The organism is Pseudonocardia autotrophica (genome assembly GCF_003945385.1).
Lineage (GTDB): Bacteria > Actinomycetota > Actinomycetes > Mycobacteriales > Pseudonocardiaceae > Pseudonocardia > Pseudonocardia autotrophica.
In genome coordinates this window covers 159,187-173,961 of the sequence record NZ_AP018920.1, presented here as the reverse complement: position 1 = coordinate 173,961, position 14,775 = coordinate 159,187, and the positions used below count along the sequence as shown (strand labels likewise).

The 14,775-nt window shown below is 74.3% G+C and carries 11 protein-coding genes; 7 read left to right on the top strand and 4 right to left on the bottom strand.

Features of this window, described 5'->3' with window-relative positions; translation table 11 throughout:
• Positions 1-45: 45 nt before the first annotated feature.
• Positions 46-2,055, top strand: a complete 2,010-nt coding sequence (locus tag Pdca_RS00835; protein ID WP_158092104.1) for an arabinofuranosyltransferase — start codon at positions 46-48, stop codon at positions 2,053-2,055.
• Positions 2,056-2,221: 166 nt separating this feature from the next.
• The gene (locus Pdca_RS00830; RefSeq protein WP_085911991.1) at positions 2,222-3,790 is read left to right on the top strand and encodes a hypothetical protein; all 1,569 of its coding nucleotides are present in this window, start codon (positions 2,222-2,224) and stop codon (positions 3,788-3,790) included.
• Here the strand turns inward: Pdca_RS00830 and Pdca_RS00825 are convergent.
• A complete protein-coding gene (locus Pdca_RS00825) occupies positions 3,780-4,670 on the bottom strand; it encodes a glycosyltransferase family 2 protein (protein ID WP_232021353.1) in 891 nt (296 codons plus the stop codon). The two genes, Pdca_RS00830 and Pdca_RS00825, sit on opposite strands and share 11 nt — an antisense overlap.
• Before the next feature lie 245 nt (positions 4,671-4,915).
• On the opposite strand from Pdca_RS00825, the gene Pdca_RS00820 reads away from it, so the two are divergent.
• Positions 4,916-5,995, top strand: coding sequence for a hypothetical protein (locus Pdca_RS00820; protein ID WP_085911992.1), 1,080 nt, complete (start codon positions 4,916-4,918; stop codon positions 5,993-5,995).
• 105 nt (positions 5,996-6,100) lie between these two features.
• On the opposite strand, the gene Pdca_RS00815 is transcribed toward Pdca_RS00820, so the two are convergent.
• The 3 genes from Pdca_RS00815 to pseB are packed head-to-tail and all read right to left on the bottom strand — an operon-like array spanning position 6,101 to position 9,621.
• Positions 6,101-7,498 carry a lipopolysaccharide biosynthesis protein gene (locus tag Pdca_RS00815; RefSeq protein ID WP_158092105.1) on the bottom strand — a complete coding sequence of 466 codons (1,398 nt, stop codon included), beginning with the start codon at positions 7,496-7,498 and terminating at the stop codon, positions 6,101-6,103.
• A gap of 5 nt (positions 7,499-7,503) precedes the next feature.
• Entirely contained in the window at positions 7,504-8,637 is a 1,134-nt protein-coding gene (locus Pdca_RS00810; RefSeq protein WP_085911994.1) for a DegT/DnrJ/EryC1/StrS family aminotransferase, read from the bottom strand.
• Positions 8,638-9,621, bottom strand: a complete 984-nt coding sequence (pseB, locus tag Pdca_RS00805) for a UDP-N-acetylglucosamine 4,6-dehydratase (inverting) (protein ID WP_085911995.1) — start codon at positions 9,619-9,621, stop codon at positions 8,638-8,640.
• 71 nt (positions 9,622-9,692) lie between these two features.
• Here pseB and Pdca_RS00800 point away from each other — a divergent pair, with 71 nt between their 5' ends.
• The 4 genes from Pdca_RS00800 (at position 9,693) to Pdca_RS00785 (ending at position 14,704) form a co-directional block, all read left to right on the top strand.
• The gene (locus tag Pdca_RS00800; RefSeq protein WP_232021352.1) at positions 9,693-10,418 is read left to right on the top strand and encodes a cytidylyltransferase domain-containing protein; all 726 of its coding nucleotides are present in this window, start codon (positions 9,693-9,695) and stop codon (positions 10,416-10,418) included.
• 5 nt (positions 10,419-10,423) lie between these two features.
• The gene (locus Pdca_RS00795; RefSeq protein WP_125911185.1) at positions 10,424-12,226 is read left to right on the top strand and encodes a bifunctional UDP-2,4-diacetamido-2,4,6-trideoxy-beta-L-altropyranose hydrolase/GNAT family N-acetyltransferase; all 1,803 of its coding nucleotides are present in this window, start codon (positions 10,424-10,426) and stop codon (positions 12,224-12,226) included.
• 317 nt (positions 12,227-12,543) lie between these two features.
• Positions 12,544-14,001 (top strand): HNH endonuclease signature motif containing protein, encoded by a 1,458-nt coding sequence (locus tag Pdca_RS00790; protein WP_158092343.1) that lies wholly within the window; start codon positions 12,544-12,546, stop codon positions 13,999-14,001.
• A gap of 124 nt (positions 14,002-14,125) precedes the next feature.
• Positions 14,126-14,704: a biotin transporter BioY gene (locus Pdca_RS00785; RefSeq protein WP_085916324.1), complete on the top strand. Its 579-nt coding sequence runs from the start codon at positions 14,126-14,128 to the stop codon at positions 14,702-14,704.
• The last annotated feature ends 71 nt before the right edge of the window (positions 14,705-14,775 follow it).

Sequence of the window (14,775 nt, the reverse complement as noted above, 5' to 3'; positions counted from 1 at the left end):
CGCCCGGGCGACGCGAGCGGCCCGGGCGCGGCGCCGTGGCCCCCTGTGCAGCGGCGGCCGGCAGCGCCGGCCGACCTGCTCCTCGGCCCGGCGGTCGCGATCGCCGTGGTCGCCGGGATCGTGCTGCTGGTCGACGCCCTCCCGATCCCGGCCGGATCGAACGTCGCGCTGGCGATCACCGCGTCCGGCGGCGCCGCGATCGCCGCGCTGCTCGCCGCCGCCGCGCTGAGCCCGCGGTTCGCGGTGCCGCTGAGCTGGGTGGGGCTGGCCGCACTGCCGGCGTGGCCGCTGGCGTTGTTCCTGGCGAACACGCCGCACTACCTGTTCGGGGTCTCCGGGGACCAGCAGTTCCGGGTCCAGTTCCTGACCCGGTTCGCCGACTCGGCCCGGCTCGCCGACTTCGCCTACGCCGATCTCCCGCCGTACTACCCGGCGGCCTGGTTCTGGATCGGCGGACGCGCGTCGGCCCTGCTCGGGGTGGAGGCCTGGGCGTTCCACAAGGTGTTCTCGCTGGCGACGCTCGCCGTCACCGCGGTGCTCGCGTACGCGCTGTGGTCGCTGGTCACGACGCGGCGCCGGGCGCTGGGCGCCGCGGTCGCGACCACCCTCGCCGGGCTGGCGACGCTCGCCGCGTACACCCCGTACTCCTGGCTGACCGCGGCGCTGGTGCCGCCGCTGGCGGTGCTCGGGATGCGCCTGGTGCGCCGCCGCGCCGGGGTGCCGTGGCTGCGCACCGCCCTGCTGGTCGGCGTGGTCCTCGGGATCGCCGCGATCACGCACACCCAGATCCTGGTGTTCGCCGGGTTCGTGCTGACCGTGCTGGCCGTCGACGGTCTGCTCACCCGGACGGCCCGGCCGGTACCGCTCGCCACGACGGTCGGTGTCGTGCTCGCCGCCGCGCTGCCGCTCACCCTGGTGCACTGGCTGCCCTACCTGATCGCGTCGGCCGGCGAACCCACCCACAGCGCCGGCCAGCACTTCCTCGCCGAGACCGGGTCGCGCTGGCCGCTGCCGATGCTGGAGCCGACCGCGCTCGGCGCGCTGTGCCTGGTGGGGACGGTGTGGATCGTGGCCCGCGCCGATCGGTCGCCGGTGGCCCGCGGGCTCGGCGTGACGGCGGCCTGCGGCTACGCCTGGTACCTGCTGTCGACGCTGGTACTGGCCGCCGGGACGACGCTGCTGGCATTCCGGATCGAGCCGATCATCACCGCGGCGCTCGCCTGCGGGGCGGTGTGGGCAGCGGCCGACGCACTGCGGTGGCTGCGCGGCCGCGGCGGTGCGCCCCGCGCCGCGGCGCCGCCCGGCACCGGTCCTGCGTTCACCGGACCGGCCGCGCTCGCCACCGGTAGGCACCCGCTCACCGGACCGGCCGCGGGTGTACGCCGGGTCACCGGACCGGCCGCGCCCACCGCCGGTGTGCACCCGGGTGCCGGGGCCGACCGGCACCGGGCCCGCCCCGCCGTCGCGGTGGTCGCCGTGCTGGCGGCGATCGCCGTCGTCGCGCAGGTCCAGACCGTCCCGCAGACCTACGCGTGGGCCGGCACCGCGCAGGACCAGCGGCCCGACGGCACCCGGCCCGACGGCAGCCGCGACCCGGCCGACGCGGACGCATGGCTGGGTGAGCTGCGCGGCACGGTCGACGGGCTGACCGGGCGTCCGCCGCGGGAGGTCGTGGTGGCGAGCGCGAACCAGAAGCTGCTCACCTACACCCCCTACTTCGCGTTCCAGACCTCGGTCGCCCAGTACGCGAACCCGCTCGCGGACTTCCCGGCGCGCACCGACGAGCTGCGCCGCTGGGCGACCGCCGCCGGGCCGGGGCAGCTGCTCGCGGCGCTCGACGGGAGCCGGTTCCGCGCACCGTCGGTGTTCGTGTTCGACCGGACCCCGGACGGTGACCTGCAGCTCCCCACGTCGGTGGACCGGTTCCCGGACCCGGACGCCGGGGCCCCGCCCGCGACGTTCGACCCCCGACTGTTCGAGGATCCGGCGTGGCAGCGACGCGACGTCGGGCCGTACGCGGTGCTGGTCCGGACGGACGTCGCACCGGTGCCGTGACCGCGATACCGGCGCGGGACCGACTCGGGGCAGGGGCCCGCACAGCACCGATCCGGACCGGCGTTGCACCGGTGCGCTGACCGAGCCGGCCCCCGACTCCGGCTCGGTGCCCTGCAGCCCACCGCCGCTCGACACCGCCGCAATGCGACCGGTGCAGACTGCACGCATGCTCCGCGTCTCCCGCCCGCCCGCCGAGCGCGATCGCGGCGCCACCTCACGCCCGAGCCGGGCCCGGTCCGCGCTGTTCCTCGCAGCGCTCGCCGCGCTCGGGGTCGGCATCTGGGCATGCTGGTCGGTGACGGTCGACGACGCCTACATCACCTACCGCTACACGACGAACCTCGCCGACGGGTTCGGGCCGACCTGGAACCCCGGCGAGGACCCGGTCGAGGGCTACACCAACTTCCTCTGGATGCTCTGGCACGTCCCGTGGGTGTGGCTGGGTATCCCGCTGCCGATGATCTCGAAGCTGACCGCCGCGGCGTGCGCGGCGGCGATCGTCTGGGTCCTCGCGACCGAACCACGGAGCCGCACCGGCGCAGCCGCTGCCCTCGGCGCGTTCGTGCTCTTCCTCCCGACCTGGATCCACGTCGACAGCGGCCTGGAGACGGCGCCGTTCGCCCTCGTGGTGCTGCGTGCGGTCGTCGTCACCGCACGCCTGCTGCGGGACCGGGACACCGTCGTCCGTCCCGCTGAACTCCCGGCGCTGTTCCTGATCGCCGGGATGCTGCGGCCCGACGGCATCCTCGCCGTCGCACCGCCGCTGGCCGTGTGGCTCTGGCTGCGGCGGCGGGACCGTCGCGCCTGGACCGCACTGGCTGTGGCCGGCGCGCTCGGTGGTGCCTACATGGCATGGCGGTGGTCGTACTTCGGGCACTCACTGCCGAACACCTTCTACGTGAAGGTCGGGGTGGAGGCCGCGACCGACGGCCGCTGGATCCGCACCACCCTCGCGCTGCTGCTGCCGTTGCTCCTGCTGGCCGTCGCCGGGCTGTTCCGGCGGACGACCGCCCCGCTCGTGGCGCTGGCGCTGGCGAGCTGCCTCGCGCTGTACGCCATCCCGGCGCTCACCGCTCCGGCGATGGACTACCTGTCCCGGTTCGCGTGGCACGGGTTCCCGGTGCTCTGTCTCGCCGCCGCATGGACCCTCGATGCGGTGGGACGGCGACGGCTCGCCGTGGCAGGTGCCGCCGTCGCCGTCGCCTGGACGAGCGTCGCAGGCTTCCTGCAGCCGGACGGCCCGACGATGGTGAACTACGGCCAGGACCTCCACCGGGTCCACATCGCCATCGGCCTGGGGCTCGCCGACACCGATCTCCCGGCCGACCGGCAGACCGTCGCCATGAGCGATGCCGGCGCGATTCCCTACTTCTCCGGCTGGCGCGCGACCGACTACATCGGCCTCAACGACGAGCGCATCGGGCACGGCGCGAGCCCCACCGACGTACTGCTCGCCGACGACCCGACGGTGCTCATCGCGACCGGGCCGACCCCGGAGCTGCAAACCACGTCGTGGAACACCGACCTCCCCACCGCGGTCGGCGATCGCGAGCTCGTCGCCGTCGTACGGGCGCGGCCGGCCTACTACCAGCAGGTCTACGCCGACCGGGACGTCGCGGATCAGGTGCGGACCGCCATCGAACGCCGGATCGCCGAGGCCGACGCCGCCACCGACGGGCGGTTCGACCAGACCTACTCCCGCTGGGTGACTCGGCTGCTGGGTCTCACCGGGTGAGCAGGTGCGTCCCCAGCGCGCGCAACGCGCCGGGATCGCGCCGCAGCAGTGCCCCCGGCACCTGCACGGCCGCGTTCAGCCGGGACGACACGTGCACCCGCGCCGCACGCGCGGCCCGGTGCCAGCCACGGGCGGCCATCCGGTCGGCCTCCGCGGCGAAGAAGCGCCGCTCCTCGGCGAACCGGTTCCCGGCAGCCGCGCCGGAGCCGGAGTCGCTGGTGCGGTGCCGCCGGTAGCGGAAGCACACGTGGTCGTCGACGACCATCGAGCCGCCCTCGGCGACCACCTGCAGCGGCAGCGCCAGGTCGAACACGTCCGAGGACTCCGGCATCGTCACCCCGCGGACCGAGGCGGTACGCCAGCACAGTGACGGGTTGTAGAGCCAGTTCCCGCGCAGCAGGCTGACCGCGAGATCCTCGCCCGCGACCTCGCGGGGCCCCGACCCGGACGGCGACAGCAGCGCCTTCACCCGGTCGGCGAGCGGCCGGGCGGCCTGGTCCCGGTCGTCCATCACCGACACCCCCGGCTGGACGACGGCGGCGTCCGGCCAGCGGTCGTGCAGCGCCAGCACGGTGTCCAGGTAGTGCGGCAGCATCAGGTCGTCGGCGCCCATCATCACGAAGTACTCGAGCTCGACGTGCTCGATGCAGTACCGGTTGTTGCCCTGCGCGCCGAGCCGCTGCGGGTTGCGCCGGTAGCGGATGCGGTCGTCGCCGAGACCGGCGAACCAGGGCTCGATGGTGTCGTCGGGGTAGCCGTCGTCGACGACGGTGAGCCGCCAGCCGGCGCGGTCCTGCCGTTGCACGCTGCGGACCGCCCGGCGGAGCAGGTAGGGGTCCCCGAAGAACGGGAGCATCACGTCGACGGTCGGCGCAGGCACGCACGCGACCGTAACGGGCCGCACCGAGGCGGCCCCGGGCCGCCTCGGTGATCCGGTGTCACCCGGTGCGCCCACAGCGCCCCGAGGGCCGGGCGGTGCCTCCTGGTCAGCGGAACGTGCACGGACGGAGCGGCGGCGGAGCTGCAGCCCGGACCCCGTCGTGCCCCGCGGCCGCCGGTCGAGGGCCTCGTTAGGATCGCCCGGCGCCGACCACACCACGACCAGCAGCGATCCGGAGCACGGCCTTGGACATCCAGAACCACTACTACGGCCACTCGGCCGTGCTGGCCGCCTACGCGGGCCTGTCCCGGCCCCGGCACATCGCCGGGCTGCTGCAGCACGGCTGGACGGCGACCAGCCCGGTCGCGGCGCATTTCGCGGACTTCCCGCGCGTCGGTGAGGACCCGCGGCAGCGCAGGCTGCTGGTCTGGTCGCACGGCTGCCGCGGCTGGTCCCCCGACGACGAGACCCGGGCGACCACCGCGGTCGGCGCCCCCGTGCTGTACCTGGAACGGCTGCTGCAGGCGCAGGGCTGGTCGCGCTCGGACCGGCTGGGCCCGGTGTTCGTCCCGTTCCACGGCACCCGGCTGGTCCGGGTCACCGGCGCGCACGCCGACCTGGCCCGGCAGGTCGCGAAGGTCGACGGGCCGTCCACGGTGTGCATGCACCACGAGGACCTCACCGACCCGGAGATCACCTCGGCCTGGTCGGACGCCGGGCATCGGCTGGTCACCGCCGGCCGCCGGGACGATCCGCGGTTCCTGCTGCGGATCATGCACCTGATCGGCAACGCCAGCCGGGTGTCGTCGAACCGGCTGTCCACCGCGGTGCTCTACGCCGCCGCGATCGGCGCCCCGGCGGCCGTCTGGGGCGATCCGCTGACGTTCGGTGCGCAGTCGGCGTCGGCGGTCGACGAGCTGCGTGCGACCTGGCCGGAGTTCCACACCGCCGATCCGGCGAGCGGAGAGCGGCCGGACACCGGGGCCGCCGATGCGGACGACGCGGCGACCGCGCTGGCCCGCCGGGAGCTGGGGGCCGACGCGCTGCTGGAGCCGGACGCACTGCGCGCCGCGCTGGGCTGGGGCCGCACCCCGAACGTGGGCCCCGGAATCCAGTACTACGCGGCGTCGCCGCTGGCCAAGGCCGCGATGGTGCTGGGTCTGACGAAGCGCTCGGAACAGAGCACGCAGGCGATGTCGGCGGGCAGCTTCAGCCCGATGCTGTGGCTGCGCAACCCGCTCGCGGCGCTGCCGCGGCCGCTGCCGAAGGGCCTCCGCACACCGGTGACGACCGAGGACCCGGCGGAGGCGCTGCCGCGCCCGTGAGCAGGACCGGGACCGGGGTCGGGGCTGGGATCGGGACCGGGATCGACCCGCCGCGTCGTGGGCCGGGCGCGCCCCGGGCCGCCTGATCCGGACCGGCCGCCCCCGTCACCGCCGCCAGATCCGCCGGACCAGCCACAGCAGCACGACCCCCAGCAGCACCGCCAGCCCGAACCTGGTCGCCAGCCAGCCGGCACCCTCGGCCGGGAGCAGCGCCGCCCCGCCGCAGAGCACGAACCCGGCGACGATCGGCCCGAGCAGCGCCGCCTCCCGCCAGCGGGTCTCGGACACCCGGCGGCGCAGCAGCGACGTCCCCACGGCCAGAGCCAGGTACGTCACCGGAAACCCGATCGCGACCGCCGTCATCGATCCGGTCCAGGCCAGCGGCACCGCCGCGACCAGCCCGGCGAGCAGGCTGAGCGGGCTCGCGAACGCCAGCCCACCGCTGCGTCCGGACGCGAACACCAGGTGCACGTTCGCCAGGTAGGCGACGCTCACGACGGCGCCGATCGCCGTCACCCCGGCGACCGGGACCAGCTCGACCGGATCGAACTCGGCGGGCGCGAGGAAGCGCAGCAGGAACGGCGCCAGCAGCGCGACGCCGCCGGAGAGCGCGACGGTCACCGCGGCGACGTCCCGGGCGGTCCGCTCCACCGCCGCGCCGCGCTCCTCGGGGGCGGTCCGGTAGACGACCGGCGCCCAGGCGTTGTTCAGCGCGGACACGATCAGCGCCGGGGCCGCGCCGAGCAGCAGCGCGATCTGCATCCGGCCACCGTCCTCGGCGCCGAAGTACCGGGTCACGATCAGCACCAGCGCGTTCTGCACGAGCAGCAGCGCGACCAGGTGCGGCACCGCGGGCAGCCCGACCCGCAGCGCCTTGAGCAGGTCGCCGCGTTCGCTGCGCGGGCGGCCGCCGTGCAGGGCCAGCGCGATCCCGGCCAGACCCGCGGCGAGATAGCCGAGCAGCAGGCCGAACAGGTAGTCGTCGGCGTCACTGGCGTGCCAGCTGACCAGCGCGAGCCCGATCAGCGGGCCACCCAGCGTCGCGACGGCCGACATCACCACGAACGGCACCGGCCGGTCCTGTACCCGCAGCAGCGACTGGGCGTTCAGCACGGCGACGAATCCGGCCGCCGCCAGCGCCGCCCAGGTCAGCCCGGGCTGCCACGGGACGGACAGCACCGGCGGGCCCCACAGCGGCCCGGTGAGCATCGCGGCGACGACGAGCAGGGTGGACAGCGCGGTGCCCTGCAGCACCAGCGCGCGGGCACCGGCGACCCCGGAGCGTTCCAGGATCCCGTGCCGGGTGATCGACGCCGCCAGGCCGAACCCGACGACCATCGCGCCGACCTGCACCAGGATCAGCCCGATGGCGACCACGCCGTACTCGCCGCGGCCGAGCACCCGGGTCACGATCGGGGTGACCAGGACGTTCGCCAGGATCGGCGCGACCGTCCCGAGGGTGTAGAGCGAACCGCGGCCCAGGACCTCCCTGCTCGCGTTCACCGTGCTCACTCCCGGTGCCCGAAGAACTCCCGCACCAGCTGGGCGACCCGGTCGACGTCGGCGTCGGTCAGGTCCGGGAACAGCGGCAGCGAGATCTGCTGCGCGTAGTACTCCTCGGCGTTCGGGCACAGACCGCGGCGGTAGCCGAGATCGGCGAACACCGGGTGCCAGTAGGCGGGGATGTAGTTGACCTGCACCCCGATGCCCTGCTCGCGCAGGTACTCGAACAGCGCCCGGCGGCGGCCGTCGAGCACCCGGAGCGGGTAGAGGTGCCAGGCGGGCTCGGCGCCGTCCCGCCGGGCCGGGGTGCGCACCTCGGCGACGTCGGCGAGCGCGGCGTCGTACCGGGCGTGGATCTCCGCGCGCCGCGCGGTGAACGCCGCCAGCCGGGTGAGCTGGGACGATCCGAGCGCGGCGAGCAGGTCGGGCAGCCGGTAGTTCAGCCCGAACGCATGCACCTCCTGGTGCCACGGCCCCTCGTCCGGGAACCGCTGCGCCGCCTTGTCCCGGACGAGGCCGTGGTTGCGGAACGAGCGCGCACCCGCGACGAGATCGGCCCGCGGCGACACGACGGCGCCGCCCTCGGCGGTGGTGAGGTTCTTGGTCGGGAAGAAGCTCAGCGTCGTCAGGTCGGCGAGATCGCCGACCGGGCGGCCGTGCCAGCTCCCGCCGACCGAGTGCGCGGCGTCCTCGAGCAGCAGCGCGCCCGCCTCGTGCGCGATCTCGCGCAGCGGGTCCGCGTCGATCGGGTGGCCCGCGTAGTCGACCCCGGCGAGCACAGCGGTCGACGGCGTCATCGCGGCTTTCGCGGCGTCCGGATCGAGGTTGCCGGTGTCCGGGCTGACGTCGGCGAACACCACGTTCGCGCCGAGCAGCGCCGCGGCGCTCGCCGTCGCGACGAACGTCAGCGGGGCCACGACGACGTCGCACCCCGGCCCGACCCCGGCCGCGGCGTAGGCGACGTGCAGCGCCGCCGTGCCGGAGGTGACCGCGACCGCGGTGTTCCCGCCGGCGTGCGCGGCCAGGTCCTCCTCGAACCGGGTGACCGCGGGACCGGTGGTCAGCCAGTCGGTGCCGAGGACCGCGGTGACGGCCTCGACGTCCTCGGCCGAGATCGACTGGCGTCCGTAGGGAAGCATCTAGTCGAGCGCCTCGACCATCTCGCGAAGCTGCTGCGGGGAGAGCCACAGGTCGTTGGTGTCGCTGCGGTACGCCTGCCCGTCCGGCACCGGCTCGCCGTCGGCCGGGGAGGTGTAGCCCCAGCCGGCGATGTAGGGCTCGACCACGTAGCGGTCGTCGAGGCGCAGGGTCCGCCGCGAGTCGTCCGCGGCGATCATCTCCTCGTGCAGCTTCTCGCCGGGCCGGATCCCGATCTCGTGGGTGGCCGCGCCGGGCGCGATGGCCTCGGCCAGGTCGGTCATCCGCATCGACGGGATGCGCGGCACGTAGAGCTCGCCGCCCTGCATCCGGTCGAAGGAGTCGATGACGAACTTGACCGCGTCCGGCAGCGTGATCCAGAACCGGGTCATGCGCTTGTCGGTGATCGGCAACGACTGACCCTCGGCGGCCAGCTTCTTGAACAGCGGCACGACCGAGCCGCGCGAGCCCAGCACGTTGCCGTACCGGACGACGGCGAACCGTGTCTCGTAGGCGGCCGCGTAGTGGTTCGCGCTCACGAACAGCCGGTCGGCACACAGCTTCGTGGCGCCGTAGAGGTTGATCGGCGACGACGCCTTGTCCGTCGAGAGCGCGACGACCTTCTTCACGCCGGAGTCGATCGCGGCCTCGACGACGTTCTGCGAGCCCTCGACGTTCGTCCGGATGAACTCGAACGGGTTGTACTCGGCGGTGTCGACCTGCTTCAGCGCGGCGGCGTGCACCACGTAGTCGACGCCGTGCATGGCCCGGCGCAGACGCGCCTGGTCACGGACGTCACCGAGGAACCAGCGCAGCCGCGGGTCGTCACCGAACAGCGACCGGCATTCGTACTGCTTCAGCTCGTCCCGGGACAGAATGACCAGGCGGCGCGGGTCGTAGTGGTCCAGCAGCGTGCGCACGAACGCCTTGCCGAAGGACCCCGTCCCGCCCGTGACCAGGACCGACGAGCCCTTGAGAACCGACATCACGCCTCCAGATCCGCGGATTTCTCCCGCCCGGCATGATGGCACGCGGGTACTCGGAGGAAAGGCAGCAGGTGCGGATCAACGCGGTCGTTCAGGCCAGGACCGGCTCGACCCGGCTCCCCGGCAAGGTTCTGCGGGAACTCGGCGGACGTCCCGTGCTGGACCGGGTCGTCGATGCCGCCCGGGCCGCGCACGGCGTCGACGACGTGCTGGTCGCGACGTCCACCGCCGCCGCTGACGACGCGGTCGCCGAGCACGCATCGGGGCTCGGCGTCGGGGTGGTTCGCGGTTCCGAGGACGACGTGTTGTCCCGGTTCGTGCAGGCCGCCGGCGAGCACCCGTGCGACGCCGTGGTGCGACTCACTGCCGACTGCCCGCTGCTCGATCCCGAGCTGGTCGGCCTGGTCGCCGCGACCTGGCGGTCCGCGCCGGAGCACGACTACGTGGCGACGACGCTGGTCCGCACGCTGCCGCGGGGCCTGGACGTCGAGCTGGCCACGGTGCCCGCGCTGCGCGCGCTGGACGCCACCGCCACCGGCTACGACCGGGTGCACGTGACCTCGGGGCTCTACGGCGACCCGGAGCGGTTCCGCTGCCTCGGCCTCGTCGTCGCCCCCGCCGCCGACGACCTGCGGGTCACCCTGGACACCCCCGACGACCTGCACGCCCTCCAGGGGCTGGTGGAGGCGCTCGACGGCCGCACCGGCTGGCGTTCGGTGGTGTCGGTGCTGCGGTCCCGGCCGGATCTGGTGGAGCGCAACGCGCACGTCCGCCAGAAGTCCCTCGCGGAGGGCTGATCGCGATGCGTCTGCTGCTGCGCTGCGACGCCGGCCCGTCGACCGGTGTCGGGCACACCGTGCGGTGCGCTGCGGTCGCCGAGGCCGCCACCGCGGCCGGACACGAGGTGTTCTGGTCCGGGCGGCTCGACGGCCTGGACTGGCTGTGGGCCGGGCTCACCACCGGCCCGCCCGGCACGGTGCTGCCCCCCGCGGACGACAGCGGTGCGCTGGCCGGGCTCGCCCGCGAGCACCGGATCGACGCCGTGCACGTCGACCACTACCTGCTCGGCGACGACCTGCGCGATCCGCTGAACGCGGCCGGGATCGCGCTGTCCACCGTGGAGGACTTCGCCACCGGAAGACGGCCGGGCGACGTCGTCGTCGATCCCAATCTCGGCGCCGACGAGCAACCCCGGCCCGACGACGGCAGCTCGCTGCTGCTCCGCGGTCCCGCTTTCGCCCCGTTGCGGACGGCCGCCCGGCGGGCCCGGCAGGTCCGGAACGCCGGGGCCCCGGCCGGGGATCCGCCGCGGGTGCTCGTGGTGATGGGCGGGACCGACGCGGCGGGACTGCTCCCCCGGGTCGTCGCCGCGCTCGCCGCGGCCGGTGCGCCCGCCGAGGTCGACGTCGTCGTGCCGCCGGGCCGGTCGCCGGAGTTGCCCGCGGGCGGGGCCGCACGCTTCCGGGCGGTCGCCCCGCTGTCCGATCTGCCCGCCGCGATGGCCGCCGCCGACCTGGTGGTCAGCGCGGCCGGGACGACGGTGTGGGAGCTGTGCTGCGTCGGCGTCCCGATGGCGCTGGTGCTCGCCGCCGACAACCAGACCGACGGGTACCGGACGGTCGTCGCGAGCGGTGCCGCGGCAGGGCTGGGCGGGATCGGCGATCTCGCCGAGCCGGAGCCGGCCGGTGCGGTGTTGCGGGCGCTGCTCACCGATCCCGCCGGCCGGGACGCGCTCGCCCACCGGGCCAGGACGATCGTGGACGGCGATGGGGCCGGCCGGATCGTGGACGCGATCGCCGTCGCCATCCACCGGGTGCGGATCGAGCCGCTCGGGCACCGTCGGGACGAGGCGGGCGATCGTCCGGCGGCCGCGCCCGACGAACGGCCCGCAGCTCTGCCCGCACAAGCCCCGCACTCGCAGGCCCGACCCTCACGAGCCCTGCCCTCACAAGCCCCTCACCCGCAAGCCCAACCCTCACAAGCCCTGCCCTCACAAGCCCCTCACCCGCAAGCCCAACCCTCACAAGCCCTGCCCTCACAAGCCCCTCACCCGCAAGCCCAACCCTCACAAGCCCTGCCCTCACAAGCCCAGCAGTCACCAGCCCAGCACTCACAAGCCCTGGGCTCGCAAGCTCAGCCCGCACCAGCGCTGCGCTCACGCCTGGCGACCCTCGCCGACGCCGAGCTCCTCCTGGCCTGGCGCAACGACCCGGACACCCGTCGCAGCTCACGGTCCGGCGACGAGATCGACCTGGACACCCACCGCCGGTGGCTCGCCGGATCGCTGGACCGCGAGGACCGCCACCTGCTCGTCGTCTCCGACGCCGACGGCCCCGTCGGCACCGTCCGCTGGGACCGCGACTGCACCGGCTGGGAGGTGTCGATCACCGTCGCGCCGGAGCGACGCGGGGGCGGGCTCGCCGGGGCTCTGCTGCGGGCCGGTGAGGACGCCCTGCGGGAACGGACCGGCACCGGTACCCCGCTGATCGCGGTGGTGCACCGGGACAACACCGCCTCGGCCAGGCTGTTCGCCCGCGCCGGATATGTCGACGACGGGACCGGCCCGGACGACGACGGATTCCGTACGCTGCGCCGCATCCTCTGACCGCTGTTTCGGCCCGGTGGGGGCGTGTCGGTGCCCCCGGCCGTCGTCGGGATGGGCCGGTCTTCGTCGCTCTGCCCCTTGCCGGGGCGCCGCTGTGTCGTGCCTCAGCCTGGGATCCCGCCGACCACCTGCGGACGCAGGTTGCACCATTCGAGTGAAGTGCCCCGCGCTCGCTCCCCGACCGCCCGAAACTGTCAGGGGCACCCGCCAGAATCGACCACATGTTCGATACAGGTGCCGCCACCAGCGCTTCGAATCCCGCGACCTCGGCCCACGAGTCCGTCCGTTGGTCGGAGGTGCCACCCGATTCCACAGTGGTGGCGGTCCTCGAGCGATTACCCGAGCCCGGCGCTGCTTCCGCCGAGCGGCTGGAGCGCATCGGCGCGTTCGAGCGGGTGATCAACAGGCTGCAGGCGCTGCAGAACGGCGAGATCGCCGCCCTGGTCGACGGTGCCGAGTCCGCGATGGCCGAGCACCTCGCCCGCCACGATCCCGCCACTGATCCGCCGCTGGGGTTGTTCGACACGGTGCCCGACGCGCTCCAGTCGATCGTCGCGGAACTGCGGCTCATGCTCCGGCTGACCACCGGATCCGCCTGGTACCGGGTCGACGAGGCCCGCGGCCTGGCCGCCCCGGAGCTCGCACCGGCCGCTGAGCTCGCCCGGGCCGGCCTGCTGTCCCGGCCGAAGATCACGCTCCTGGTCGACGCGGCGGCCGATCTGACACCGGAGTTGACCGAGCAGCTCCTCACCCGCGTGCTGCCGAAGGCTCCGGAGCAGACGACCGGCCAGCTGCGTGCGGCGATCCGCCGGTTCCTGACCGGGCTTCCCGAGGCTGTGCGGGCCCGGCGCCGCGAGCGCCGGACCCTCGATCGCGGGGTGCGGGTGCAGGCCGAGGCCGACGGCATGGCCACGTTGCGGGCGTTCCTGCCCGCCGCCGCGGCGACCGGCATTCTCGCCGTGGTCGACCAGCACGCCCGCGCCTGCGGCAGCACCGATCCCCGCAGCATGGACGCCCGGCGGGCCGACGCGCTGGTAGACTTGGTGCTGCACGACACCGGCCGGGTGAGCGCCGGCACCGCACTCGCCATCGGCGCCGCACGAACGGAGCCGATCGAGATCCCTGGGGTAGCCCCCGCCCCCGCTGACGGCAGCCCGTTCGTCCGTAACGCCGTGCGAGTGAACATCCACGTGACCGTCCCGATCGACACCCTCAGCGGAGCCGGCGACGAGCCGGCCGAGCTGGCCGGTTACGGCCCGATCCCCGCCGAGGACGCCCGGGCCCTCGCCTTCGATCCCGGCTCCGTGTGGGATCGGCTCGTCACCGATCCGATCACCGGGAAGGTCCTCGACCACGGAACGCAGCGCTACCGCCCACCGGCCCACCTCGCCCGGCTGGTGCGGTCGCGGCACGGCTGCTGCGCCCACCCCGGCTGCCGGACGCCGGCGCACCGGTGCGACATCGACCACGTCGTCCCGTTCGATCCGGTGCGCGGCACCGGGCCGACGTCCGCAGCCAACACCAGCCCGCTCTGCCGGCCCCACCACCGGCTCAAGCACATGCCGGGCTGGCACGTCGAGCTGCAGCCGAACGGCACCCTCGTCTGGACGACCCCGTCCGGCCACGTCTACGAGGCGGAGCCCTCACCGGTCGGGCCGGTCCGGGCCGACGCGGCGCCGGTCCGTGGGCCGAGCCCGTGGGCCCGCGAGGCGGGCGATGCGGGCGATGCAGCGAAGGCACGGTTCACCGAGGACGTCGCGGAGCCGCCCTTCTGACCGACACGTGGGCTCAGCAGCCCTCACCCCACTCCCCGTCGCGGGGTCCACGGCACGATCGTGACGCGGTGATACCGCCCGCACGAGGTGCCGGTGACACGCCTGTGTGACCTAACCTTCGCGCGTGTCCGGATCCCGCTCCACTTTGCCCGCCGCCGATCTCGCGCGGGTCGTGGTGTTCGCCGCATTCATCGCAGTGCTCGGCCTCTTCCCCGGTTTCGGAGGTGTCGCAGGCGTCCCGATCGTGCTGCAGAACGCGGGCCCGGTCCTCGCCGGTGCCATCCTCGGCTGGAAGCTCGGCACCGCGTCGGTGGCGCTGCTCCTCGCGCTCACCGCGATCGGCCTTCCGCTGCTGTCCGGCGGCCGAGGTGGGCTGGCACCGTTCGTCGGGCCCAGCGCCGGCTTCCTCGTGGGCTGGCTGCTGTCCGCGCTGGTCACCGGCCTGATCGTGCAGCGAGTCAGGACCCGGACGCTCCCGGTGCTGCTGGTCGCCTGTCTCGCCGGGATGCTCGGGTCCTATCTGATCGGGATGCCGGTACTCGGGCTGGTGGTCGGGGACCTGTGGTCCGGCTTCATCCAGTCACTGGTCTTCGTTCCCGGTGACCTGATCAAGATCGTCCTGGCGGCGATCGTCGCCACGCTGGTGCACCGGGCGCTGCCCGATCTGCTGCCGGCGTCTACCTCCGAGCCGCGGGTCCGGTGACGACGGACCCCATCCGGGCGACAGCCGCAGACCTGCCCACCACGGCCCGGATCGCTGCAAGGCCGGTCCCG

What these genes read in the sequence shown, in the direction of transcription:
- Pdca_RS00830 (WP_085911991.1), top strand. Translation starts at nt 2,222, where the DNA reads ATGCTCCGCGTCTCCCGCCCGCCCGCCGAGCGCGATCGCGGCGCCACC.
- Pdca_RS00810 (WP_085911994.1), bottom strand. Translation starts at nt 8,637, where the DNA reads ATGCTTCCCTACGGACGCCAGTCGATCTCGGCCGAGGACGTCGAGGCC.
- pseB (WP_085911995.1), bottom strand. Translation starts at nt 9,621, where the DNA reads ATGTCGGTTCTCAAGGGCTCGTCGGTCCTGGTCACGGGCGGGACGGGG.
- Pdca_RS00795 (WP_125911185.1), top strand. Translation starts at nt 10,424, where the DNA reads ATGCGTCTGCTGCTGCGCTGCGACGCCGGCCCGTCGACCGGTGTCGGG.